Raw genomic sequence first — 25,118 nt, 5'->3', positions numbered from 1 at the left:
GCCGGAGGCCGCTGTTCCGGGCCGAACGACCGACCGGTTGTTACTTGTTCGTAACTTGCTTGTACCTAGCGGTAACAACGCACGGGGTGGGACCTTTCCGATTGCCACCGGCCGGAGGTAACCCCCACTTACCCCGCCATGCACCGGAGTTGTTCCCGGCTCCCGCATGGCCGACCGCAGGAGTTCCGCAGTGATCGGATTCCGCAACGACAGCACGAACCGGGCCGCCCGCAGTCGAGTGCGACGACTGGCCGGGTTCGCGATGGCACTGCCGCTCGCCGCCGGGGCACTGGTGGCCGGCGGGGCCGGGACGGCCGTGGCCGGGCCCGGGAACGGACCCACCGCCGCGGTGTCCATGGGCGACAGCTACATCTCCGGCGAGGCCGGGCGCTGGAAGGGCAACAGCCTGACCAACAGCGGCAGTCGGGGCGGCACGGACCGGGGCTGGGTGAGCGGCAGCACCTACGACCCCGGCAAGGTCTACGGGGCCACGGCCGGCGGCTGCCACCGCTCGGACTCCGCCGAGGTCAGGAGCGCCGGCGCCATCGCCGACGTCGCCGTCAACCTGGCCTGTTCCGGCGCGACGTCGCAGAACGTGTTCCGCGCCTCCCACGGCGGTGTCGCCTTCAAGGGCGAGGCCCCGCAGGCCGACCAGCTCGCCGCCGTCGCCGCGAGCAACAACGTCAAGGTCATCGCGCTGTCCATCGGCGGGAACGACCTCGGCTTCGCCGACATCATCAAGGAGTGCGCGTACGACTTCATCCTCTGGAACTCCTACTGCCACGACGACCAGCAGGAGGGCGTGAACGCGAAGATGGACGCCGTCATGGCGGACGTCGGCAAGTCCGTGGACGAGGTGCGGGCCGTGATGCGCGGCGCCGGCTACGCCGACTCCTCGTACCGGATCGTGCTGCAGTCCTACCCGTCGCCGATCCCGCGCGGGGCCGAGAACCGGTACACGCAGAGCGACTGGAGCCGGCTCAACACCGGCGGATGCCCGTTCTGGAACAAGGACTCCGACTGGGCGCGGGACTCGCTCGTGCCGCAGATCGCCGGGCGCCTCAAGGCGGTCGCCGCCGCCAAGGGCGCGCAGTTCCTGGACCTGAAGGACATGATGCAGGGCCGCGAGGTGTGCGCGAAGGCGAGCAAGCTGGTGACCTCCTCGGTTCCGGCCTCGGCGAAGACGAGCGAGTGGGCGCGCTGGATCGACAGCAGCGAGACGCAGGGGCTGATCCAGGAGTCCATGCACCCCAACCACTTCGGCCAGCTGGCGGCCGGCCGCTGCCTGGCGCTGGTCGTCGCGCAGCCGGCGAGCAGCGGGTTCGGCTGCAAGAACACCGCCGGCGGGGACCAGACCGGCATGTACCTGACGCCCACCTCCTGACGGGCTCCCGCCCCTAATTCGAATGATCGGGGCCGCCGCGGGCTGGCATGCTCTCAGGCATGCCAGCCCGTACCGCGCGTCCCGCCCGCCCTGCCCGGCCCAGCCTCTACATCTCCGTGGACATCGAGGCGGACGGGCCCGTCCCCGGGCCCTACTCGATGATCAGTTTCGGGGCCGCCGTGGCGGGGCGGCAGGACGGGGCTTCGTATACGGCCGCCGATCCGGAGCGGGACACCTTCTACCGGGAGTTGCGCCCGATCAGCGAGGCGTACGTGCCGGAGGCGCTCGCCGTGAGCGGACTGGACCGCGACCGGCTGGTCCGCGAGGGCGCCGACCCGGCCGCGGCGATGACGGAGTTCCGCGCCTGGGTGCGGGAGGTCTCGGCCGGGGCGCAGCCGGTGATATGCGCCTACCCGGCGTCCTTCGACTGGACCTTCCTGTACTGGTACTTGATGAGCTTCGGCGGCGACAGCCCCTTCGGGCACTCGGGCTGCATGGACATGAAGACCCTCTACGCCGCCAAGGCCCGCGTCCCGCTGCGCGCCGTCGTCAAGGGCCGCATGCCGCGCGAGCTGCTCTCCCGGCGCCCGCACACGCATCACGCGCTGGACGACGCGATCGAGCAGGCCGAGCTGATGAGCAACCTCATGCTGTGGGTCCCGCCGGCCCGGTCCCCGCTGGTCACCGCGCTCGCCTGGGGCCGCATGGAGGTCGAAGGGCTCGCCCCCGGCAAGGACTTCGTGCTGTACCCGGGCGGCGGCCGCGCGTGGGACTGGGCCGTGCACGGCACCCGGCACGAGCCGGGCATCCAGCCGGCGGACGTGCGCGAACTCCTCGACCGGGGCTGTACGGAGGTCGTCCTGAGCCGCGGCATGGAGCTGCGGCTGCACACCATGCCCGAGACGCTGGACCTGCTGCGGGGCGCCGGGGTAGAGGTGCACGTCGAGGAGACGGCCGCGGCGGTCGCCCTGTACAACCGGCTGGCCGCGACCGAGCGGGTCGGCGGGCTCTTCCACTCGACCTGCTGAACACTCGACCCGCTGAACACCCCGGCGCCCGCCGCCGGCTCACGCCGCCAGGTCCGGCAGGAGCTCGCGCAGCGGCGTACGGGCGCCCGACGCGTAGGACGTCCGGAAGGCCTCCGGGGTGAGGCGGGCGCGGACCACGCGCTGGGCGCGGGGGGCGGAAGCCGCGGGCGGCCGGGTGCGGGAGACCGCGCCGAGGAGGCGGGCGGCTTCGGCGTAGCGGCCCTGGTCCGCCTCCAGTTCCGCGAGGAGTTCCACCGAGAAGGCCTGCCCGAGCCGGTCGTCGAGCGCGATCTGGGTCCTCAGCGCACGCAGCAGTTCGGTGCGGGCCAGCGCCGGGCGGCCCTCGCGGCGCTGGACCAGGGCGTGGGCGTAGCTCACCCAGGCGCGGGCCCACAGATCGGCCGGGGCGTCCGGCGGCCCGTCCTCGACCGGAACGGACGCCGGGTCGGTGTGGGCCACGGCCATGGTGTGCGCGGCCGCCAGCGCTTCGCGGCCGGGTCCGAAATCGGCATCGGGATCGGGATCGGCCGGAAGGAGTTCGAGTCCCTCCAGGTACTCCGCGGCGGCCTCCTCGTAGCGGTCCTCCCACAGCGCGATGGTGCCCCTGACGTGCGCGAGGTAGGCCAGGCAGGTGTCCTCGCCCTCCTGTACGGCCGCGGTCCACGCCTCCACCAGCAGGGGATCGGCGCCGTCCGCCTCGCCGAAGCTCGCCACGAGCCACGCGGCGAGCCACAGCGCCCGGGCGGGCCGGGGCGCGGGGTGCAGGGCCAGGGCCCGTTCCAGGTGCCGCCGCCCCTCCGCCACCATCCCGCACGCGGACCACAGGAACCACAGGGAGACCGCGATCTCCAGGGCCGCGCCCGGGCCGCTGGCGGAGAGCGGGTTCATGGCCGCGCGCAGCTCGGGGAGTTCCCGTACGGCCAGGGCGCGCGCCTCGCGCTGCGCGCCGGCGCGCCACAGCCGCGCCGCCCGCTCGGCGAGGACCCGGCAGCGCTCGTGGTGGCGCCGGGAGGTGGCCGGGCCGTCCCCGGCGGGGCCGTGCGCGAGCAGCCGGCCCGCGTACGCCCGTACGGACAGCGGCAGTCGGTAGCGGCCCGGTCCGGCGTCCGCCAACAGGGCGGGGGCCAGCCGTTGCAGGGCCTCGACGGCGGTGTCCGGGGTGAGCGCCCCGAAACCGCACACCTCGGCGACGGCCGCCCGGTCGAAGGAGCCGGCGAAGACGGAGAGCCGCTCCCAGAGCAGCCGCTCGGCGGGCGGGGCGAGCCGGTGCGAGCGTTCGGCGTCGACCCTGGTGCCGCGCCCGGCGCCGCCCGCGAGGAAGGCCAGCGGGTCGGAGCCGAGTCTGCGGAGCGCTTGCGCGGGCGCGTACTGGTGCGCACGCCCCGCCGCGAGCTCCAGTGCTCCGGGTATCCCGTCGAGTGCCCGGCACAGCGCGCCCACGGCGGCGGCGTTGCGCTCGGTCAGCTCGAAGAACGGGTCGGCGCCGCGCGCCCGCTCCTCGAAGAGCCGGACGGCCGCGTACCCCTCGATGCCGGCCACCGGGAACCGCTCGGCGGGGTCCGGCGCCGCTTCGCCTGACGGCACCGCCAACGGGGGCACGGCGAGCACCGCCTCCCCGGCCAGGCACAGCCTGCGCTGCGAGGTGGCCAGAATGCGCAGTTCCGGGAGGCGCCGGAGCAGTTCGGCCACGAGTTCCGGGCCGGTTTCACCGAGCTGTTCGCAGCCGTCGAGCACGAGCAGCGCCCTGCGTCCCGCGAGCCGGGCGCCGAGCTCGCCCTCCCCTTCCGCCCAGTGGCGCTCGGGCAGGGCCGCGAGATCCACCCAGACGGCGTCGGGCCCGCTGCGGGCGGTCAGCGTGCGTACGGTGCGCACGGCGAGCCGGGTCTTGCCGATTCCGGCCGGGCCGGTGAGCGTGACCAGGCGTTCGGCGGAGAGCATCGAGGCGAGGGCGGCCAGCTCCCGCTCCCGCCCGATGAAACTGGACAACTCGGCGGGCACCGCCTGGCGCATGCCCGAGCCGGCCTCCCCCACACGTCCTCCCGCGATCCGATCCGTGCGCGCAACTTGCGTCTCTCAACAGTTGAACGCACAAACAGAGATGATCGGGTCATCATCCCGCCATCGCGCCACCGACCGGGAGAACCGCCAAGGAGAGCATACGAATTCGGCCATCTCCACCATCTCCGCCATCGACACCACGGAGGGGCACGCGCGCGCGGCGGTGCGCACGTCAACCCCGCAGTGGGTGACGTGCGCACCGCCGCTCCGCGCACCGGCCGGGCAGAGCCCGGTCAGTGCACCGGCACCGGGTCCGCGGCCTGGGCCGCGCCCTTCTTGGCGCCGAGGTGGTTGAAGGCCAGGTTCAGCACGATGGCCACGACGCAGCCGGTGCTGATGCCGGAGTCGAGGACGACCAACAGGTCCTGCGGGAAGGCGTGGTAGAAGCCGGGGGCCGCGATCGGGATCAGGCCGATACCGAGCGCGGCGGCGACGATCAGGGCGTTCTCGCCCTTCTCCATGGCCGCGCCGGCCAGGGTCTGGATGCCGCTGGCGGCCACCGAGCCGAAGAGGACCACGCCCGCGCCGCCGAGGACCGGCAGCGGTACGACTCCGATGACGGAGGCGGCCATCGGGCACAGCCCGAGCAGGATCAGGATGCCGCCGCCGGCCGCGACGACGAACCGGCTGCGCACCTTGGTCATGGCGACCAGGCCGATGTTCTGCGCGAAGGCGCTGCACATGAACCCGTTGAACAGCGGGCTGACCGCGCTGCCCAGGGCGTCGGCCCGCAGGCCGCCCTCGATGGTCCTCGCGTCCGCCGGACGACCGACGATCTTGCCCAGCGCGAGGATGTCGGCGGTGGACTCCGTCATGCACACCAGCATCACGATGCACATGGAGACGATCGCGGCGACCTGGAACTGCGGGGCCCCGAAGTGGAACGGCGTCGGGAAGCCCACGACGTCCGCGTTCACGACGGCGTCGAAGTTCGTCATCCCCAGCGGCAGCGCGATGAGCGTGCCGGCCACCAGTCCGAGGAGGATGGAGATCTGCTGGAGGAAGCCGCGCAGGAACTTGCGCATCACCAGGACGATCGCGAGGGTGGCGGCGGCCATGGCGATGTTCTTCACCGAGCCGTAGTCGGTGGCGGTGCGGTTGCCGCCCTGGGACCAGTTGAAGGCCACCGGGAGCAGCGAGACGCCGATCAGGGTGATGACCGTACCGGTGACGACCGGCGGGAAGAACCTGACCAGGCGGCCGAAGTAGGGGGCGGCGAAGAAGCCGAGGATGCCGGCGACGACGATCGCGCCGAAGATGATCGGGATGGCGTTGTCGCCCTCCCCCTTGCCTATGGCGATCATCGGGGTGACTCCGGCGAAGGAGACGCCGTTCACGAAGGGGAGTTTGGCGCCGATCTTCCAGAATCCGAGCGTCTGGAGGAGGGTGGCGATGCCTGCGGTGAAGAGGGAGGCGCCCATCAGGAAGGCGGTCTCGGTGGCGGAGAGGCCTACGGCCGGGCCGACGATCATGGGCGGGGCCACTACACCCGCGTACATGGCGGCTACGTGCTGGAGACCGCTGGTGAACATTTTCAGCGGTGGCAAGGTCTCGTCGACCGGGTGTTTCACCCCGGGGTCGCCCGCGACCTGTGGTACTGCGACTGCGTCTGCGTCTTTGCGAAACCTGGGCGCCTGGGCCACGGCTTCCTCCGAACTGTTTAACACGTCGGCAGGGACGTGATGTGTCTGGGAGGTGATGCGAAAGCTGAGCTGTGCGAGTCGAGCCTGTATGGAGTTGTGGGTGCTGCGGGGTGCTGCGAATGCTTGTCCCAAGGGGTGCGGAAACGGTTCGCCCGAGTCGTTCCACGCGGAGAGCCAAAAGCGGAAAGCGGAAAAAGAGCTGGAGGTGCCGTGGCGAGGTGTCGTACACGGGCTGCGGGGCCAGTGGCACGAGTCACCGGCCCCGGGGCGCCTTCGGGAAAACCCTCGGGCGCTACCCGGGAACGGCTGCCGCGGACCCCGCTCGGGTCCGCGGCCGCCGGCCGGGGGCCGTCCCCCCCAGCCGGACTCCGTGGGATCAGGCCTGCGCGGAGATCCGCGCGAGGCGCTGGGCCTCTTCCCGGGTGGACACCGCGATGGCGTCCTCGTCGGCGAAGAGGAGGCGGTTGTTCTCGACGATCTGCTTGCCGTTGACCAGCGACAGGGTCACCGGGGCGGCCGCACCGAAGACCAGCGCGGTGACCGGGTCGGCGATCGAGGAGTGCAGGAGCGTGCTCAGGTTCCACATCACCAGGTCGGCGCACTTGCCGACCTCGAGCGAGCCGATGTTGTCGGCGCGGCCGAGGACCTGGGCGCCACCGTACGTACCGAGGCGCAGGGCCTGGCGCGCGTTGAGGGCGCGCTCGCGGTGGACCGGGTTCAGGCGGTTGATGAGGAGCGCGTTGCGCAGCTCGGTGTGCAGTTCACCGGACTCGTTGGAGGCGGTGCCGTCCACGCCGAGGCCGACCGGGACACCGGCGGCGAGCATGTCCGGGACGCGGGCGATGCCGGCGGCCAGACGGGCGTTGGAGGACGGGCAGTGCGCGACACCGGTCTTGGTGCGGGCGAACGCGGCGATGTCGGAGTCGTTCATGTGGACGCTGTGCGCCATCCACACGTCCTCGCCGAGCCAGCCGGTCGACTCGAAGTAGTCGGTCGGGCCCATGCCGAACAGTTCCTTGCAGAACTGCTCTTCCTCGACGGTCTCCGAGCCGTGCGTGTGCATGCGCACACCCAGGCGGCGGGCCATCTCGGCACCCTGCTTGAGCAGTTCGGTGGAGACCGAGAAGGGGGAGCAGGGGGCGACGGCGACCTGGGTCATCGCGTCGAAGGAGGCGTCGTGGTACTTCTTCACCGTCGCCTCGGTGTCCGCGAGCGCACCCTCGAGCGTCTCGACCGCGTGGTCCGGCGGCAGACCGCCGTCCTTCTCGCTGCGGTCCATCGAACCGCGGGCGAGGGTGAAGCGGACGCCCATCTCGGACGCGGCGCGGATGATCGAGCCGGAGAGGTCGCCGGAGCCCTTGGGGAACACGTAGTGGTGGTCCATGGCGGTGGTGACGCCGCCCTTGGCCATCGCGGCGAGGGAGCCCTGCGCGGCCGTGTACGTCATCTGCTCGTCGATGCGCGCCCACGTCGGGTACAGCGCGACGAGCCAGTTGAACAGGTTGTGGTCGGTGGCCAGACCACGCGTGATCCACTGGTAGAAGTGGTGGTGGGTGTTGACCAGACCCGGGGTGACGAGGTGACCCGTGCCGTCGATGCGGCGGACCACATTGTCGAGGTTCTCGGGGGCCTTGCCCGCGCCGATGGCCTCGATCTTGTTTCCTGCGACGACGACGTAGCCCGAGGCGTACTCGGTGTCGTTCGCATCAACGGTTGCAATCGCACAGTTCTCGATGACGATGCGCTCTACGGCGCTGTCATTGGCTGCCGATGCTGCCATGGGACTTCCTCGTGCTTTCAGTGGCGGTGCGGGCACGGCAAAACCCAGGGGATTTGAGTGCCGGAGCCGGGGGCCTTGACAGCTGACAGTACTGCCGCCCCGCGTGGTGCGTCCGGGTGCCGATTCAGGAAGTTGAAGGGTGTCGCACCGCCCCGGGGCCACTGCGGAGCCCCGGGACGCGCGTGCCGCATCAGAGGTTGGTCATGTCCACGGGGATACGGGCGTCGACGCCGTCGCGGAGGACCGTCGCCTCGATCAGACCGTACGGGCGGTCCGCGGCGAAGTACACCTCATTGTCGTTCTTGAGGCCGAAGGGCTCCAGGTCGACGAGGAAGTGGTGCTTGTTCGGGAGCGAGAAGCGGACCTCGTCGATCTCCGAACGGTGGTTGATGATGCGCGAACCCATCTGGTACAGGGTCTGCTGCAGCGAGAGGGAGTAGGTCTCCGCGAAGGCCTGGAGCATGTGCTTCCGGGTCTCGGCGTAGGACTTCTCCCAGTTGGGCATCCGCTGCTCGTCATCCGACCAGGCGAAGCGCCAGCGAGCCGAAACCTGGGTCGCCAGGATGCGGTCGTAGGCCTCCTTCAGGGTCGTGTACTTGTCCTTCACGTAACCCCAGAACTCGGAGTTCGTGGAGTTCATGACGACGAGGTCCTTGAGGCCGGAGATGACCTCCCAGTTCTTGCCGTCGTACGTGATCTGGGTGACCCGGGTCTCGCCGCCGTTGCGGAGGAAGGAGTGGTTCACCTCGTCGGAGCCGATGAACTTGGAGTTGGCGTCCGAGGTGGCGATCCGGGACCAGGAGTACTCCTCGATCCGGATGCGCGCCTTCTGGATCGGCTCCTGGCTGTTGACGAACCAGCGCGCCAGGTGGATGCCGAACTGCTCGGCGGACTCGATGCCGTACTCCTTGGCGAACGCGTACACCGTGTTCTTGGTGGTGTCCGTCGGCAGGACGTTGGCGTTCGAGCCGGAGTAGTGGACGTCGTCCATGTCACCCGAGAGGGCGACCGAGACGTTCAGGTCCTTGATGTGATGGGTGTCGCCATCCCGCGTGATCTTGACTACGCGGTTCTCTGCTTTGCCGTACTGGTTCTGGCCGAGAATCGTGGGCATGTCTGCTAGCTCCCTCGGTAAACGGAGTAGCCGAACGGGTTGAGCAGCAGCGGTACGTGATAGTGCTCGCCCGGGTTCACCGCAAAGGTGATGGTGACCTCCGGGAAAAACGCACCGCTGTCCCTTACGCGGGGGGCGTCCTGCTGCGCCTCGGCTTGCTTCATTGAGAAGTACGTCTCGGTCTCGAAGTCGAGGCGTACGTGGGTGGTGCCCTCCGGCAGAGCCGGCAGGTCCTTGCAGCGCCCGTCCACATCGGTGGCGGAGCCGCCCAGGGCCGCCCACTCGCCGCCCGGACCCGTACGGGCCGACAGGGAGATCGCGACGCCTTCGGCGGGCTTTCCGATGCTGGTGTCCAGGATGTGCGTGGACACCGACGCGGTGGTCTCAGTGCTCATGCTCGGTCTTACGCTCCTTCTGCGGATTCCACGAGGCGGGTCAGGCGGATCCGGTTGATCTTGACGAGCTCGCCGCGAGCGATTTCCCGCTCCTGCTCCGGCGAGTTGCCGATCCGGACCTTGACCGCGTCCCGCATGAACTCACCGGTCGCACCGGTGGCGCAGATGAGGAAGACGTGGCCGAACTTGTCCTGGTAGGCCAGGTTCAGTTCGAGGAGCTCGGTCTTGAGCTCCTCCGGGGCACCGGCCATGCCACGCTGCTCGCGGGCGGAGGTCGGGTCTCCCGGCTTCGGCCGGCCGATCGGCGCGTGGCCTCCCATCGCCTCGGCCAGGTCCTCCGCGGTGAGCTCGGCCATGGCGGCCTCGTTCGCGGAGAACAGGGTGTCGGCGCTGGCGAAGGGACGCTGGGCGAGCAGTTTGCTCCCCCACGCCGAGCTGGCGCACACCTCGTGCAGTTCGGCCGTGGCCGCGCTGTCGTCCAAGGTGTTGAACCGGGTGAGACCCGGGGTCGGACTCGAAGTCACGGTAGGCCTCCGTGGCCTTGTTGCTTTGACGGGCTGGGCATAGCTAACGCCTTCGACAACACGGCGTCAACACTTTGTTGAAACTTCCCGTACACAAAAGCCGCCGCCCGGGTGAATAGGGCGGCGGCTCGTCACCGTGGGTCAAGCGGGTCTTACTCTTGGTTGTTTTTGTTCGGGTTTTCCCGGTTCAAGTAGTTGTAGACCGTGAAACGGCTTACGCCCAGGGCTCCCGCGACCGTCTCCACGCCGTGCCTCACGGAAAAGGCGCCGCGTGCCTCGAGTATCCGCACGGTGTCCTGCTTGGACTTCCGGTCGAGCTGCGACAACGGTACGCCGTGCCGGCGCTCCAGCGCCGCCAGGATGTGGTCCAGCGAGTCGGAGAGCTGCGGCAGCCGTACGGCCAGCAGGTCCTGACCCTCCCAGGCCAGCACCACGTCGTCGGGCTGGGCCAGCGCGGGATCCATCAGCTCGCCGCCCATCGCGTCCACCAGCGGCTTCACCGCGGTGACGAACGGGTGGTCGCGGGGCTCGGTCATGGCGTCTCCTCCCGCACCACGTTGACCTGGAGCGAGACGCGCGTCGCTCCGGCCTCCAGCGAATCGCGCAGCAGCGCGGTGACCGCGGTCAGCACCTCGGCGGCCTCCCCCTCGGCGGTGTTGCCGAACGGGCCGACGTCCACCGCGTCCAGCTGGGCCTTCTGGATGACCTCGCGAGCGGCCACGGCATGGGCAGGGGCCTCTTCGAGATCGAAGGGCTCGGTCGTGAACTCCACTCTCAATCGCACGCGGCTCAAGCTACCCCGCAGTCCGGACTTTTCGGCAGTCGGTACTTGACAAGTGAGACACCGGGCTTGCAGTCTTCCATCAGGCAGAAACTAACTTCCGCAATACGGAAGGAGCGCACACCCCTCATGGGATACACGGACCAGCGCTTCGATGTAAATCTTTCGATCCTCTTCACGGAACTCCCGCTCCTGGAGCGTCCCGCGGCAGCCGCCGCAGCGGGCTTCACGGCGGTCGAGCTGTGGTGGCCCTGGATCGAGACCCCCACCCCCGCCCAGGCGGAGCTCGACGCCCTCAAGAAGGCTCTTGAGGACGCCGGCACCCAGCTGGTGGGCCTGAACTTCTACGCCGGCCAGCTGCCGGGACCGGACCGCGGTGCGGTGTCGGTTCCCGGTGAGGAGTCGGAGCGCTTCAACGCCAACATCAACGTGGCGGCGGACTTCGCCGCCTCGGTCGGCTGCAAGGCGCTGAACGCCCTCTACGGCAACCGCGTCGAAGGCGTGGACCCGGCCGTTCAGGACGAGCTCGCGCTGAAGAACCTGGTCGTGGCGGCTCAGGCCGCGGACCGCGTCGGCGCGATCCTCCTGATCGAGACCCTCAACAAGCCCGAGTCGCCGCTCTACCCGCTGGTGAGCGCCCCGGCCGGCATCGAGATCGTGGACAAGGTGAACGAGGCCACCGGCCTCGGCAACGCCAAGTTCCTCCTCGACCTGTACCACCTGGCGATGAACGATGAGGACCTCTCCGAGGTCATCGAAAAGTATGCCGCCAAGACCGGGCACGTCCAGATCGCGGACAAGCCGGGACGAGGTGCCCCCGGCACCGGTGAGCTGCCCCTCGAAGAGCTGCTCGACCAGCTCCAGAAGGCCGGCTACCAGGGCTTTGTCGGTCTCGAGTACAAGGCCGCCGACGCCGCCGCCTCCTTCGCGTGGCTGCCCGCCGAGGCCCGCGCCGCGAAGTAGGCGGAAAAGTCCGGGCGAACAGCCAGGCACCTGACGAACTTTTCGTACGAAGCATTAAGAGAAGGACCCTCATCATGAGCAACCCCGCTGCGCTCCCGTCGATTGCATGGGTCGGACTCGGAATCATGGGCTCGCCCATGGCCGAGAACCTCCTGAAGGCCGGCTACTCGGTCACCGGCTTCACGCTGGAGCAGGACAAGCTGGACCGCCTCGCCGCGGCCGGTGGCTCCGCCGCCGGTTCGATCGCCGACGCGGTCAAGGACGCCGACGTGATCATCACGATGGTGCCCGCCTCCCCGCAGGTCGAGGCCATCTCCTACGGTGAGAACGGCATCCTCGAGAACGCCAAGTCCGGCGCGCTGATCATCGACATGTCGTCGATCACCCCGCAGACCTCGATCGACCTGGCGAAGAACGCCGCCGCCAAGGGCATCCGCGTCATCGACGCCCCGGTGTCCGGTGGCGAGGCCGGTGCCATCGAGGCCGTCCTGTCGATCATGGTGGGTGGCGAGCAGGCCGACTTCGACGAGGCCCTGCCGGTCCTCGAGGCCCTCGGCAAGACCATCGTCCTGTGCGGTCCGCACGGCTCCGGCCAGACGGTGAAGGCTGCCAACCAGCTCATCGTCGCGGTGAACATCCAGGCGTGCGCCGAGGCCGTCGTCTTCCTCGAGAAGTCGGGCGTCAACCTCGAAGCCGCTCTGGACGTCCTCAACGGCGGCCTGGCCGGCTCCACGGTCCTGACCCGCAAGAAGAACAACTTCCTGAACCGCGACTTCAAGCCCGGTTTCCGGATCGACCTGCACCACAAGGACATGGGCATCGTCACCGACGCCGCCCGCAACGTCGGTGCGGCCCTCCCGGTCGGCGCGGTCGTCGCCCAGCTGGTCGCCTCGCTGCGCGCCCAGGGTGACGGTGGCCTGGACCACTCCGCGCTGCTGCGCGCGGTCGAGCGCCTCTCCGGCGCCCAGATCTGAGCTTCGCTCTGATCGGCGGCCCGTTCACCGGGCCGCCCCCCTCCCCGCTCGCGGGGACCTGAGTTTCCGGATGGTGCCGGTGCTGACACCTGTCCTGTCGCGCCCAAGCGCCGGCACCGTCCGGATCACCTCTCCTCCATCTTTCTTTTCAACAAACTGTTGACGTCAGGTTCATACCGAAATTAGTCTGTTCCGCATGACGGAAGACGATTTCCGTCAGCAGTTCCCCGTACGGAAGGTCACCATGTCGAAGCGCACGCTGACGACCGAGTCTGGCGCCCCGGTCGCCGACAACCAGAACTCCGCTACCGCCGGCGTCGGTGGCCCGCTCCTGGTCCAGGACCAGCAGCTCCTCGAGAAGCTTGCCCGGTTCAACCGCGAGCGCATCCCGGAGCGTGTGGTGCACGCCCGCGGCAGCGCCGCGTACGGCCACTTCGAGGTGACCGACGACGTCACCGCGTACACCAGCGCCGCGTTCCTGAACACGGTCGGCAAGAAGACCGAGACCTTCCTGCGGTTCTCCACCGTGGCCGACTCGCTGGGTGGCGCGGACGCGGTCCGCGACCCGCGCGGCTTCGCGCTCAAGTTCTACACCGAAGAGGGCAACTACGACCTCGTCGGCAACAACACCCCGGTGTTCTTCATCAAGGACCCGATCAAGTTCCCCGACTTCATCCACTCGCAGAAGCGCGACCCCTTCACGGGCAAGCAGGAAGCGGACAACGTCTGGGACTTCTGGGCGCACGCCCCCGAGGCGACGCACCAGATCACCTGGCTGATGGGTGACCGCGGCATCCCCGCGTCGTACCGCCACATGAACGGCTACGGCTCCCACACGTACCAGTGGACGAACGAGCAGGGCGAGTCCTTCTTCGTCAAGTACCACTTCAAGACGAACCAGGGCATCCGCTGCCTGTCGGGCGAGCAGGCCGCCGAGCTCGTCGGCTCGGACGCCAACTCGCACCAGACCGACCTGCTGCAGGCGATCGAGCGCGGCGTGAACCCGAGCTGGACCCTCTACGTCCAGATCATGCCCGCCGCCGAGGCCGCGGACTACCGCTTCAACCCGTTCGACCTCACCAAGGTGTGGCCGCACACGGACTACCCGCTGCAGCGTGTCGGCCGCCTGGTCCTCGACCGGAACCCCGACAACGTCTTCGCCGAGGTCGAGCAGGCCGCGTTCTCCCCGAACAACTTCGTCCCGGGCATCACCGCCTCGCCGGACAAGATGCTCCAGGGCCGCCTCTTCGCGTACGCCGACGCCCAGCGCTACCGCCTCGGTGTGAACCACACCCTGATCCCGGTCAACGCCCCGAAGGCCACGAAGGCCGACAACTACGGCCGCGACGGCGTCATGGCGCTGCGCAACGGCTCGCGCCACGACAAGAACTACGAGCCCAACTCGTTCCAGGGTCCGGCCGAGACCGGCCTGGCGCTGGGCGCCCCGAAGGCCGTCTCCGGCTACACGGGCACCCACGAGGCCCCGGCCCACACCAAGGACGACGACTTCTTCCAGGCCGGTGAGCTCTACCGCCTGATGTCGGAGGCCGAGAAGCAGCGTCTGGTGGCGACCATCGCCGGCGGCCTGTCTCAGGTCACCCTCGAGGACGTCATCGAGAAGAACCTGGCTCACTTCCACGCCGCGGACGCCGACTACGGCAAGCGCGTCGAGGAGGCCGTCCGCGCCCTGCGCGACGCCTGAGCCACACAAGCTGCACCGGGATCCTGACGGGAGGTCAGGTTCCGGGTGCCGAGCCCACACTGCGGACCCGGATGAGGGGTGGTACGCGGTGAGGGCAGGACGAGGACCGTGGCGAGCGAGCGAGCCAGTGCGGTGGTAATGGGTTCCGAGGCCCGTCTCTTGACCTGAGGGAGACGAAGCCGGAGTTCTCGTCGCCGTTCGCCACGGTCCCAGCCAATCACTCCTCTATATATAGGGGCCACGCACAGAGTCCCCTGCATGCGGAGGAACACCTCCCCCACCCTCTCCGCCCGGCGGTGCGAACGTCCTGTCGCGCCAGCCTCGTACCGTCGGGCGGTAACAAGCAGCACACACTCAAAGAGCCGAGTCACGGACGGTCCCGTGACTCGGCTCTTTGGCATGCCCGGGCGATGGCGCGGGCGCACCGGACCTTCCCGGTCACAGCACTAGCGTGAGGGCGGCCGGGGGGGGCAAAGGCCAAGGGGGTCATGAGGGAGCCATGTATGGCGCGGTACCTGATCTCGTTCGATGACGGCGCGATGACCTTCCCCGCGGAGGAGCTGTCCGAGGTGGCCGAGGCCTCGCTGGCGGTGGTCCGGGAGGCTCGGGAGGCCGCCGTGTGGGTCTTCGGCGGTGGACTGGAGAGGCAGCGGGCGAGCGTCGTGGCCACCGATGGGACCGTCACCGACGGCCCGTACCCGGAGACCAAGGCGGTCCTCGGCGGGTTCTCGGTCATCGATGTGCCCTCGCGCGAGGACGCGCTGGAGTGGGCTGCCAAACTCGCTGCCGCGTGCCGCTGTGCGCAAGAGGTCCGGGAGATCTTGCCCGACCCGACCGCCTGAGGTCCGGGGGAACGCCCCGGCGGGGCCGGGCGGCATCGGACGCGCCCCTGACCGGGTCCGGGCGGACGGGCCGCGGTCCGCCATGAGGCGGCCGCGAAGACGGCCGTGAAGGCGGCACCGTGAAGGTCGCCGCGATCGTCGGCCGGATCACCGTCGTCGTCGTCCGGATGCCCTGAACGCCGGCCTCCTGCGGCGCGTTCCGTGGCGCGTTCCGCGGCGCGGGACGCCTCCGGGACCTGTGCCCCGGATGGCACGCGGAACGGCCCCCGTTCCTCCTGGAGGAGGGACGGGGGCCGTTCGGTGGTGCTAGACCAGCCTGATGGGACTAGGCGGACAGCGTGTTGCGGATCGCGGTCGGGGCGTGCTCCAGCTCGGTCGCGATCTCTTCGAACTCGGTGACGTCGCTCATGTCGACCGTCTTGCTCATCGAGATGTTGGTGATGCGCTCGAGGATGGCCTCGACGACGACCGGGACCTGGTACTCCTGGGCCCACTTCTTGGCCGTCTCGAAGGCCTCGCCCAGCTGGTCCGGGTCGGTGACGCGGATCGCCTTGACGCCCAGGCCCTCGGCGACCTTGACGTGGTCGACGCCGTAGACACCCAGCTCGGGGGCGTTGATGTTCTCGAACTCGAGGTTGACCTCGAAGTTGATGCCCAGACCGCCCTGCGCCTGACGGATCAGACCCAGGTAGGCGTTGTTCACGAGGACGTGGACGTAGGGGACCTTGTGCTGGGCGGCGACCGCCAGCTCCTCGATCATGAACTGGAAGTCGTAGTCGCCGGACAGGGCGACGATCGGGGTCTCCGGATCCGCCGTGGCGGCACCGATCGCGGCGGGGATGGTCCAGCCGAGCGGGCCGGCCTGGCCGCAGTTGATCCAGTTGCGCGGCTTGTAGACGTGCAGCATCTGCGCACCGGCGATCTGGGACAGACCGATGGTGGTGACGTAGCGGGTCTCCGGGCCGAAGGCCTTGTTCATCTCCTCGTAGACGCGCTGCGGCTTCATGGGGATGTTGTCGAAGTGCGTACGGCGCAGCAGCGTCGCCTTGCGCTCCTGGGCGGAGGCGGCCCAGGCGCCGAAGTCGGGCAGCTTGCCCTCGGCCTTGAGCTCCTTCGCGATCTCGATGAAGAGCTCCAGGGCCGCCTTGGCGTCCGAGGCGATGCCGAAGTCCGGGGCGAAGATCTTGCCGATCTGGGTCGGCTCGATGTCGACGTGGACGAACTTGCGGCCCTTGGTGTAGGCCTCGAGGTTGTAACCGGTGTGGCGGTTGGCCCAGCGGTTGCCGATGCCGAGGACGAAGTCCGACTCGAGGAACGTCGCGTTGCCGTAGCGGTGCGAGGTCTGCACACCGACCATGCCGGCGGCCAGCGCGTGGTCGTCCGGGATGGTGCCCCAGCCCATGAGGGTGGAGATGACCGGGACGCCGGTCAGCTCGGCGAACTCGACCAGCAGGTCGGAGGCGTCGGCGTTGATGATGCCGCCGCCGGAGACGATCAGCGGGCGCTCGGACTCGAGCAGGAACTGAAGGGCCTTGCGGGCCTGGGCGCGGGTGGCGGCCGGCTTGTAGACCGGCAGCGGCGCGTAGGTCTCGGGGTCGAACTCGATCTCGGTCAGCTGGACGTCGATCGGGAGGTCGATCAGGACCGGGCCCGGACGGCCGGAGCGCATCAGGTGGAAGGCCTCCTGGAACACGCCCGGAACCTGGGCGGCCTCCAGAACGGTCGTCGCCTTCTTGGTGACCGGCTTGGCGATCGAGGCGATGTCGACGGCCTGGAAGTCCTCCTTGTGGAGCTTCGCGACCGGAGCCTGACCGGTGATGCACAGGATCGGGATCGAGTCCGCGATCGCGGAGTACAGACCGGTGATCATGTCGGTGCCGGCCGGGCCCGAGGTGCCGATGCAGACACCGATGTTGCCGGCCTTGGCGCGGGTGTACCCCTCGGCCATGTGCGAGGCGCCTTCGACGTGGCGGGCCAGCGTGTGTGCGATGCCGCCCACGTTCTTGAGCTCGCGGTAGAACGGGTTGATCGCAGCACCGGGAACGCCGAACGCTTGTTCGACACCCTCAAGCTTGAGGATCTCCACTGCAGCGGCGGCGGCTGTCATACGAGGCATCGAGTTCTCCTGCGGGTCTGGCGGTCAGGCTTTTCCGTAATCCGGAAGTTTTGTTCTGCTATACGGAACAAGCTAAGCGGCGACTCCGCACACGTCAAGGCGGTACGGCAGCCCGGAACCCACCAAAAGCCGCGTCTCGGTCGGTGAGTTGTACGAAAGACCAGGGCTCGACTGAAAATCGAGGGTCTGGCCGCCTCCGCGGTGGCGGGTGGTGGAGCATGGCCGTACGCACAGCGACGGAGGGGGTCCGGTTCTCATGGCGGATGCGGTACCGGTGCGCTGCCCGGCGTGCCTGCGGGAGAACGACTACGTCACCCCGGTCTTCCCCTGCGCCTGCGGGACCCCGGTCATCCCGCCGCTGGACCTGGCGGCGCCACCCCAGGAGCTCACCCACCGCACCTGGTCGGAGGGGTGGGTGACGGTGCGCTGCGGATCCTGCGGGCGGGAGAGCGACTGGCCGCACCCGGAGGTCGGGTGCGGGTCCTGCGGGACGGTGGTGCTGATTCCCGTGCACCCGCCGGCAGCGCCGCTGCCGCCCGCGGCGCCGGCGGTGCCGGTCGTGCCGGTCGTACGAACGCCGCCCCAGGGGCCGCAGGGGTCCCCCGCGCAGCTTTCGCGGGAGTCCGCGGGCGGGGAGGTACGGACGGACCCGCCCGCGGGGACCGAGCCCGGAGGGCCGGCCCCGGAGGGCGGCGGGAGCAGCGGGAGCTCCGGGAGCCGCCCCGCTCCCCAGGACCGGGGCTCCGGTCCGGGCGCGGGTCCGGGCGCGGGCTCCGGTCCGGGCGCGGGTCCGGGCGCGGGCGCGGGACCGGGCGCGGGCGCGGGACCGGGCACCGGACCCAGCCGGCCGGTGCCGCGCCCCGCCTTCCGCCCCGTGACCATCCGTACCGCCCGGGACGCGGTGGCCACGGCCGCCCTGTACCTGCGCTGGCTCGGCTTCCAGGACGTGCGCCAGCCCGACGGCCGGCCCATCCCCTCGGCGGCGGTGGACCTGCGGGCCCCGGGCCTGGTCGCCCAGGTGGACCCGACCACGGCGCCGGCCGGGCTGCGGGCCGTGGAGTGCGTCTGGCTGAACGGGCTCACCGCCTCCGCGACGAGCGTCTACTTCTCGCTCGCCGGATACACCCGGGAGGCGCGCACGCGCGCGGACGAGCTGGGGATACCCCTCTTCGTCATGGACCTCACGGGCATGCCGCAGCCGGTCAACGACCCGGCGGACGGACTCGTCGCGGCAGGGGCCTAGGCTCGGGGGGTATTGCCTGCCTTTCTGCCGAGGAGAGCTTGATGAGCCTGTACGACATCCCCCTGACCACCCTGTCCGACGAGCCCACCAGCCTCGGCGCGTACAAGGGCAAGGCGATCCTGCTCGTGAACACCGCCTCGCAGTGCGGCCTCACCCCCCAGTACTCGGGTCTGGCCCGGCTGCAGTTCACGTACGAGGAGAAGGGCTTCACCGTCATCGGCGTGCCCTGCAACCAGTTCGGCGGGCAGGAGCCGGGCAACGCGGACGACATCCAGACCTTCTGCGCGGCCGGCTTCGGCGTCACCTTCCCGATGCTGGAGAAGTCCGAGGTCAACGGTGAGAACCGGCACCCGCTGTACCAGGAGCTGGTGAAGATCCCGGACGCCGAGGGCGAGGCCGGGGACATCACCTGGAACTTCGAGAAGTTCCTCATCTCCCCGGCCGGCGAGGTCGTGGGCCGCTTCCGCCCGCGCACCGAGCCCGAGGCCCCCGAGGTCATCGAGGCCATCGAGGCGCTGCTCCCCGCCTCCGCGTAGCCGCCGCCGGTACGGGGTCGCCTCCGCGGGGCCGCCGCCGGTACGGGGTCGCCTCCGCGGGGCCGCCGCCGGTACGGGGTCGCCTCAGCGGGGCCGCGCGCGCGGCCCCGTACCGTACCGCCCGGGCTCAGGTCAGCTCCGCCTCGTCGTACTCCGCCGCCGAGCCGGCCGCGGTGAGCTCCCGCAGTTCCACCCGGCGGATCTTCCCGGACACGGTCTTGGGGAGCTCGGCGAATTCGATGCGGCGGATCCTCTTGTAGGGGGACAGCACAGCGCGGGAGTGCGCGAAGAGCACGCGGGCCGTCTCCGGCCCGGGCTGCCAGCCCGCGGCGAGCGTGACGTACGCCTTCGGGACGGCGAGGCGCAGCTCGTCCGGCGCGGGGACGACGGCGGCCTCCGCCACGGCCTCGTGCTCCAGCAGGGCGCTCTCCAGCTCGAACGGGCTGATCTTGTAGTCGGAGGCCTTGAAGACGTCATCGGCCCGGCCCACGTAGGTGAGGTACCCGTCGGCGTCGCGCGAGGCGATGTCGCCGGTGCGATAGAGGCCGCCGGCCATGGCCTCGGCGGTGCGCTCGGCGTCGTCGCGGTAGCCGGTCATCACCCCCGCGGGGCGGGGGCCGAGGGCCACGCACAGCTCGCCCTCGTCGGCGGACTCCTTGCCGCTGACCGGGTCGAGCAGCACGATCTCGTAGCCGGGGGCGGGGCGGCCCATCGAGCCCGGCTTGACGGGTGCGCCGGGGAAATTGCCGACCTGCAGGGTGGTCTCGGTCTGGCCGAAGCCGTCGCGGATGGTCACCCCCCACGCCTCGCGGACCTTGTCGATGACCTCGGGGTTGAGCGGCTCGCCCGCGGCGACGGCCTCGCGCGGCGGGGTGCGGAGCAGGGTGAGGTCGGACTGGATCAGCATCCGCCACACGGTGGGCGGGGCGCAGAAGCTCGTCACGCCGTGCCGGTCCATTTCGGCCATCAGCCGCTCGGGGTCGAAGCGCGCGTAGTTGTGGACGAAGACGGTGGCGCCGGCGTTCCACGGGGCGAAGAGGTTGGACCAGGCGTGTTTGGCCCAGCCGGGCGAGGCGATGTTGAGGTGCACGTCGCCGGGGCGCAGCCCGAGCCAGTACATGGTGGACAGGTGCCCGATCGGGTACGAGGCGTGCGTGTGCTCGACGAGCTTGGGCCGGGCGGTGGTGCCCGAGGTGAAGTACAGCATCAGCGGGTCGGTGGCGAGGGTCTCGCCGTCCGGGGTGAAGTGGCAGTCGGTGTCGTAGATGTCCTCCAGCCGCCGCCATCCGGTCGGGGCCTCGGGCCCGGCCGCGATCCGGGTGTACCCGCCGGGGACCCCCTCGAACTTGGCCGTGTCCTCGGCCCGCGCGATGACGTGGCGCACTTGGCCCCGCTCCACGCGGTCGCGCAGGTCGGCGGGGCCGAGGAGCGGGGTGGCGGGGATGACGACGGCCCGCAGCTTCATGGCGGCGAGCATCACCTCCCACAGCTCGCGCTGGTTGCCGAGCATGACGAGGATCCGGTCGCCGGCGGCGACGCCCTGGGCGCGCAGCCAGTTGGCGGCGGAGTCGGAGCGGTTGGCCATCTCCCCGAAGGAGACGCCCCGGCTGGTGCCGTCCTCCTCGACGATCCGCAGGGCGTCGGTGCCGTTCCCGGTGGCGATGTGGTCGAACCAGTCCAGGGCCCAGTTGAAGCGCTCGGGGCGGGGCCAGGTGAATCCGGCGCGGGCGGCTTCGTAGTCCCCGCGGCGCTCCAGGAGGAAGTCGCGCGCCGCGAGGAACCGGGCGGTGGCGTCTGGATTCACGTACGGCGCGTGCGCCGTGTTCTCGGTCATGTCAGGCATCGTGCCGTGTCGGGTACGGGGGTCACCAGAGCGGCGTCAGCCGCGGATTGACCCGAAGCGGACACGGGCGCCGGCGGTGGGCTCCGCGTCCTCGGCCATGGCGGCGAGGAGGGCTTCGCCTTCGGCGACGATCTCCTCCTCCTGCCGCGCGGAGACGGGGGAGAACAGCTCGACGGTGAGCGCGGCGCCGTCCGCCTTCCAGAGCCCGGCGAGGAAGCCGTCGAGGAGCAGGGTGCAGTGGGCCTGGTTGCCCGACCAGGTGCGCCCCTTGAGCTCGGGGGCGATGACGCGGGCGCGGTCGGCGTGGGAGAGGAGCAGGTTGTCGAACTCGGGGAGGAAGCGCGGCGGGGCGGGGGCTAGGACGGGGCAGGCGCCGATGAGGGAGGCGCCCATCTCTACGGCGGGCCAGTAGACACAGACGACCAACGCGGCCACCGCCCGCAGCCGCAGGGCCTCCTGCGCCGACGGCGACAGATGCCGTGCGTCCCCCACCAGATCGCTCACACCCAGCTCAACGACCCAGAACCCGAACCGTTTCTGATCAATAGCTGAGCGACTCGGCGAGCGAGCTCGGCGTTGGAGAATCCCGCTTCCCTGATCACCCCCGCGAGAAGCCGGTTGACTAAACGCTCCGGAGGTCGTTCCGTCATCAGCTCCAAACGGTGCGAATTTAAACGGGTATCCCACGTTTCCACCGAAGCCCTGCCCACGGATCTACTCGCCTGGCGGAACTCGAACGAAGCCATCGGTCCAGCCGTCCTCATCGAGCTGGCAGCCGCTTCGTCACCAGAAAGGTCCCCAGGTTCCTGCTGTGATGCGAACTCGACACTCCCATCGTTGCAGCCCAGGCGGCACCTTTCGCTGCCGAACCGTCAGATCGCACTATTCCGCTGAATAGCCAGGGCCAACGGCCATCGGAGGTTGTGAACATTCAGCCGGCGGGCCGATCCCGACTACGGTCAATTCCACGTCGTGTGCGTCGCGGTGGAGGGGATCCCAGAGAAGCGTGCCGCCAATTCGCCGTGTAACTGGCAGCGCGGCGGGTCAATTCCCGCCGACCGGTAGGACTGTGTCCCGCTGCGGCTGCCCATGCGCAACGGACGGCAGTGAATCTGAATCGGTGTGAACTCGGCCTGGTTCGAATACTGTTCGCGTCCGGCTGTGCCACTGTGCGAAGGTGATCCAGGTGTCGATGCCTGCTCAGCTTGTGGTGTTTCAAATACCCTGGATGGCGCGCGCCTTTCTGTTGCGGTCGACAGGGGCTTGTCCGGGGCGTATGTTGGGTTTTTGTTGGACTCGATGATCCGTGCCGGATTACACGGGCGTGGATCCTGCCAATCCTGAACGAAGGCGGCAGTGATGCGCTACGCGGGAACGACTCTCATGGTGAATGACGTCGAAGCGGCGGTGAGTTTCTATTCAAAGGCATTCGGGCTCGAACCGCTCTTTGCGGACCCCGACGGAACTTTCACCGTCATTTCCAACGGAGCAACGGGCTCCACGACGGAAGCAGGTGTGCTCCTTACCGTCGAGCACTGGAGCAAGATCGACGACTTCGCGGCTCCTGGCCCCACCAACGGGTTCCGCATCGGGTTCGATGTCGAGGATGCGGAAGCGGCATACAAGCGCGCCATCGATGCCGGGGCGACCAGCGCGAAGGAGCCGACGGTACGGCCCTGGGGGCAGAAGATCGCCGCGGTCTTCGACCCCAACGGCGTGATTGTCGAACTCGCTGAGCCGACCGAGTACAAGTAGAGCGACCAGCGCCGACGAGGCGGCTTGCGGCCCTGCAGGCTGGGCGTCTCGCCTGACGTGGTGACGCTGCGCGTTCCGAATCAAATGCGGGGCCATCGAGTAGGCGTCGCCCGTGCACCGAAGACGTGGTGGCCGAGGCCTTCTACGCCACCGACTTCGGCCTGTGCCGCCTACGCGCTCACGAACTACACCATGTTCAGCACCGACGGAAAGCCCGTCGACATGGCAGCCAACGCCTTCGGCTGGCTGGGACAACTCGACCCGGACAGCCAGCGCCAGGCGGCCTGGTGACTTCGTGACGTCATGGGGAGGGGACGGTGATGGGGAGTTCGGCGGCGAGTGTGCGGGTGGCATCCACGTGGAGGAGCGCTGGGGCGGCTGCCCCAGGTGTGGTGGGGCGGGTGGTCACGGCCAGGGAGAGCGGGCGCCGCCTGTTAAAGGGGAAACCGGTGGCGGCCGGGGTGCCGGTTGTGCAGTCGTGGCACAGGGCGAGGCTGCCCGGCGGTGTGGGCGCCAGGGTGCGGATGTCGGCAGTTGCTGTGTTCAGGACGGCGGAGGTGGTGGTCAGGCGGGCGGCGAAGCCGGTGGTGGCCGGGAGCGGGGCGAAGCGGGCGGGGTAGCGGGCCGGCTCGCCACTTGTGCGGTCGGGGATGCGCAGGTGGGTTCCGACACTCAGGCGGGCCACGGCGGGCGGGCGGTGGCCGGCAAGGGTGCTCAAGGACACGCGGACTCGGAGGTATCGGCGGCCATCCGCTAGGAAGGCGACCGGGAAACCGTTGAAGGATCCGCCGTAGAAGGTGCCGGTGGAGCCGTCGGGACCGGTGAAGGACCATGGGCCGGCAGGGTTGGCGGAGGTGGCGATCTGCCATGTCGCACCGGCCAGGCCGCCGTCGGTTCCCGCGAGGGCGGTGGTCAGGCCGTAGATTCCGGCTCCGGGCGCTGTATCGACGGTGGCGGAGGTCCACTGGCCGTGGGCGGCGCGGGCTTCGAGGTCGCCCAGGCTTACGGTGAGCGGGGCGACGCCGTCGATCTGGAGGGCACCGATCAGCGGCGTCGAGCCCCTGACGGTCGTGACCTGCACGGTCAGGAACCCGGCGTCCTCGCCGGAGGCCGGGACGTCGGTGCCGACGGCCACGGATACGGCACGGTTGCAGCTACCGGTGGTCCTGTAGGGATCGACGGTGACGGGGGCCGCGGTGCCGACTGTGAACTCCATGGCCGTGCTCTGCAGCAGCGGCACGCACAGCAGACCCAGGGTCGTCAGGAAGAAACCGCGGGCCTGGGCCGTCGTACCGGCGGCCAGGGGAAAGCGGTAGACGACCGGTTCATGCGTGAACACTCCCCTCCCGGCGCGCAGGGTCTGCATGAGGGCCGGCGGGATTCCCGGGGGCATGCTGGGGTGGTTCATGAACACGACACCGACGGGGGCGGTTCTGATCGCGGTACCGGTCAGGAAAGGGCTGGGCGGGTCGTCGTCGGCGGCCCAGTCCAGTTGGGTGTCGTCCGTGGTGGTGATCTGCGGGCCGGCCGCGTTGATCCGGTACAGCGGCGCCCGCAGCGGAGCCGGCGGAGCCGGCGCGGCGGGGGCGGGATTGTCGAGGTAGACGCACAGCCCGGTGGAGCCGCCCGGAGCCAGTGTGCCGCGCAACTGCACGCGCATGACCGCCTGGAGGCTGTCGGCGCTGACCACGCGGGAAGCCAGCAGGCGGCCGTCGTCGGCCACGGCCCTCAGTGAGCCGAACGGGACAGGGCCGGTAGGGCCGAGGAGCGGCACCACCAGGTCGGCCAGCGGATCGCTCACCCCGACGGGCAGGGGGCTGGTGAGCTTCGCGCACCGGCGCGCTTTCCAGGCCGCGTCCCACCAGCCGCCGACGGGGACCAGCTGCCCGCTTGCGTCGACCGCGCTGCCCTCGAAGGTGCCGGCCTGCCACGCGGAGGTCTTGCCGGTACCGGATGAGAAGACGACATCGGTCGCCTGGCTGTAGGAGTACACCGACCAGCCGGCCGCGGGTGAGACAGTGGTGGCCGCCCGCCTCAGACTGGCCGTCTCCGCCCGCGCCGGGCCTGTCGGGACGCCCACCAGGATGAGGACGCAGGCCAGTACCTGAAGCCACAGTCGCCGTGCCCGGCACAGGGCACGGCGGGCGGGTGAAACACTGGCACGGTCACGCACGTCGGTGGCACACCTCTCTGAGGGCGGAAGCCCTGCACGTCCTCCCGGAGATGCATCTCATCAGATGGTGTGATGAAAGCCCGTCAGGTCAAGTGGCGTGTCGCCTCCTGAACGCGGTGTGACAGAGACCGGCGGGAGGGCGCCGCGGCAGCACGCGGAAGGACCCCTGGATTCCGGGGCGCGGTATCCGGTATTCCGGAGTACTCGGCGGGCGGGTGCCCCGGTGGGCTCACGCGCGGCGCGCGGTGCGTCCGGTGTAGCGAA

General features: G+C 69.8%; 20 protein-coding genes and 1 pseudogene. 9 read left to right on the top strand and 12 right to left on the bottom strand.

The window, feature by feature from the left end; all coding sequences use genetic code 11:
• Window positions 1–190 precede the first annotated feature (190 nt).
• A complete protein-coding gene (locus DRB89_RS12165; protein ID WP_239516099.1) occupies window positions 191–1,384 on the top strand; it encodes a GDSL-type esterase/lipase family protein in 1,194 nt (397 codons plus the stop codon).
• A 59-nt stretch (window positions 1,385–1,443) separates the two neighbouring features.
• Window positions 1,444–2,412 (top strand): MTH938/NDUFAF3 family protein, encoded by a 969-nt coding sequence (locus DRB89_RS44430; RefSeq protein ID WP_239516098.1) that lies wholly within the window; start codon window positions 1,444–1,446, stop codon window positions 2,410–2,412.
• Window positions 2,413–2,451: 39 nt separating this feature from the next.
• Here DRB89_RS44430 and DRB89_RS12155 read toward each other — a convergent pair whose 3' ends face one another.
• The 8 genes from DRB89_RS12155 to DRB89_RS12120 all read right to left on the bottom strand — a co-directional run bounded on the left by DRB89_RS12155 (window position 2,452) and on the right by DRB89_RS12120 (window position 10,710).
• Window positions 2,452–4,443 (bottom strand): hypothetical protein, encoded by a 1,992-nt coding sequence (locus DRB89_RS12155; protein ID WP_112463267.1) that lies wholly within the window; start codon window positions 4,441–4,443, stop codon window positions 2,452–2,454.
• Window positions 4,444–4,703: 260 nt separating this feature from the next.
• Window positions 4,704–6,113 carry a nucleobase:cation symporter-2 family protein gene (locus DRB89_RS12150; protein ID WP_112447885.1) on the bottom strand — a complete coding sequence of 470 codons (1,410 nt, stop codon included), beginning with the start codon at window positions 6,111–6,113 and terminating at the stop codon, window positions 4,704–4,706.
• A gap of 376 nt (window positions 6,114–6,489) precedes the next feature.
• Window positions 6,490–7,893, bottom strand: a complete 1,404-nt coding sequence (locus DRB89_RS12145) for an 8-oxoguanine deaminase (protein WP_112447884.1) — start codon at window positions 7,891–7,893, stop codon at window positions 6,490–6,492.
• Between the two features lie 190 nt (window positions 7,894–8,083).
• Window positions 8,084–9,007: a factor-independent urate hydroxylase gene (gene pucL / locus DRB89_RS12140; protein ID WP_112447883.1), complete on the bottom strand. Its 924-nt coding sequence runs from the start codon at window positions 9,005–9,007 to the stop codon at window positions 8,084–8,086.
• 5 nt (window positions 9,008–9,012) lie between these two features.
• Window positions 9,013–9,402: a hydroxyisourate hydrolase gene (gene uraH, locus DRB89_RS12135; protein WP_112447882.1), complete on the bottom strand. Its 390-nt coding sequence runs from the start codon at window positions 9,400–9,402 to the stop codon at window positions 9,013–9,015.
• A gap of 8 nt (window positions 9,403–9,410) precedes the next feature.
• On the bottom strand, window positions 9,411–9,926 hold the full coding sequence (gene uraD / locus DRB89_RS12130; protein WP_112447881.1) for a 2-oxo-4-hydroxy-4-carboxy-5-ureidoimidazoline decarboxylase: 516 nt from the start codon (window positions 9,924–9,926) through the stop codon (window positions 9,411–9,413).
• A 152-nt stretch (window positions 9,927–10,078) separates the two neighbouring features.
• The gene (locus DRB89_RS12125) at window positions 10,079–10,462 is read right to left on the bottom strand and encodes a helix-turn-helix domain-containing protein (protein ID WP_112447880.1); all 384 of its coding nucleotides are present in this window, start codon (window positions 10,460–10,462) and stop codon (window positions 10,079–10,081) included.
• Window positions 10,459–10,710 carry a thiamine-binding protein gene (locus DRB89_RS12120; RefSeq protein ID WP_112447879.1) on the bottom strand — a complete coding sequence of 84 codons (252 nt, stop codon included), beginning with the start codon at window positions 10,708–10,710 and terminating at the stop codon, window positions 10,459–10,461. Before DRB89_RS12120 ends, DRB89_RS12125 begins: the two co-directional genes overlap by 4 nt.
• Before the next feature lie 126 nt (window positions 10,711–10,836).
• Between DRB89_RS12120 and DRB89_RS12115 the strand changes: the two genes are divergently transcribed.
• From DRB89_RS12115 to DRB89_RS12100, 4 genes are all read left to right on the top strand, one after another.
• Window positions 10,837–11,670, top strand: coding sequence for a TIM barrel protein (locus tag DRB89_RS12115; RefSeq protein ID WP_112447878.1), 834 nt, complete (start codon window positions 10,837–10,839; stop codon window positions 11,668–11,670).
• A gap of 74 nt (window positions 11,671–11,744) precedes the next feature.
• On the top strand, window positions 11,745–12,644 hold the full coding sequence (locus DRB89_RS12110; RefSeq protein ID WP_112447877.1) for a 2-hydroxy-3-oxopropionate reductase: 900 nt from the start codon (window positions 11,745–11,747) through the stop codon (window positions 12,642–12,644).
• A gap of 244 nt (window positions 12,645–12,888) precedes the next feature.
• Window positions 12,889–14,346, top strand: coding sequence for a catalase (locus DRB89_RS12105; protein ID WP_112453292.1), 1,458 nt, complete (start codon window positions 12,889–12,891; stop codon window positions 14,344–14,346).
• A 503-nt stretch (window positions 14,347–14,849) separates the two neighbouring features.
• Complete coding sequence (locus DRB89_RS12100; protein WP_112447876.1) at window positions 14,850–15,188, top strand: YciI family protein; 339 nt, start codon at window positions 14,850–14,852, stop codon at window positions 15,186–15,188.
• Window positions 15,189–15,513: 325 nt separating this feature from the next.
• Here the strand turns inward: DRB89_RS12100 and gcl are convergent, their stop codons facing one another.
• Window positions 15,514–17,304 (bottom strand): glyoxylate carboligase, encoded by a 1,791-nt coding sequence (gene gcl / locus DRB89_RS12095; protein ID WP_112447875.1) that lies wholly within the window; start codon window positions 17,302–17,304, stop codon window positions 15,514–15,516.
• Between the two features lie 256 nt (window positions 17,305–17,560).
• Between gcl and DRB89_RS12090 the strand changes: the two genes are divergently transcribed.
• Window positions 17,561–18,547 carry a hypothetical protein gene (locus DRB89_RS12090; RefSeq protein ID WP_112463266.1) on the top strand — a complete coding sequence of 329 codons (987 nt, stop codon included), beginning with the start codon at window positions 17,561–17,563 and terminating at the stop codon, window positions 18,545–18,547.
• A 41-nt stretch (window positions 18,548–18,588) separates the two neighbouring features.
• Window positions 18,589–19,083: a glutathione peroxidase gene (locus DRB89_RS12085; protein WP_112447873.1), complete on the top strand. Its 495-nt coding sequence runs from the start codon at window positions 18,589–18,591 to the stop codon at window positions 19,081–19,083.
• Between the two features lie 127 nt (window positions 19,084–19,210).
• On the opposite strand, the gene DRB89_RS12080 is transcribed toward DRB89_RS12085, so the two are convergent.
• Together DRB89_RS12080 and DRB89_RS12075 are read right to left on the bottom strand one after the other, a co-directional pair.
• A complete protein-coding gene (locus tag DRB89_RS12080; RefSeq protein ID WP_112447872.1) occupies window positions 19,211–20,917 on the bottom strand; it encodes an AMP-binding protein in 1,707 nt (568 codons plus the stop codon).
• A gap of 45 nt (window positions 20,918–20,962) precedes the next feature.
• Window positions 20,963–21,280, bottom strand: a pseudogene (locus DRB89_RS12075) (crosslink repair DNA glycosylase YcaQ family protein); the annotation flags it as partial.
• 1,029 nt (window positions 21,281–22,309) lie between these two features.
• On the opposite strand from DRB89_RS12075, the gene DRB89_RS12065 reads away from it, so the two are divergent.
• Entirely contained in the window at window positions 22,310–22,681 is a 372-nt protein-coding gene (locus DRB89_RS12065) for a VOC family protein (RefSeq protein ID WP_162688551.1), read from the top strand.
• Window positions 22,682–22,982: 301 nt separating this feature from the next.
• Here the strand turns inward: DRB89_RS12065 and DRB89_RS12060 are convergent, their stop codons facing one another.
• On the bottom strand, window positions 22,983–24,761 hold the full coding sequence (locus DRB89_RS12060; protein ID WP_112448294.1) for a hypothetical protein: 1,779 nt from the start codon (window positions 24,759–24,761) through the stop codon (window positions 22,983–22,985).
• Between the last annotated feature and the right edge of the window lie 357 nt (window positions 24,762–25,118).

It is taken from the genome of Streptomyces sp. ICC4 (assembly GCF_003287915.1).
Lineage (GTDB): Bacteria > Actinomycetota > Actinomycetes > Streptomycetales > Streptomycetaceae > Streptomyces > Streptomyces tritrimontium.
This window is presented reverse-complemented; position numbering and strand designations above follow the sequence as displayed.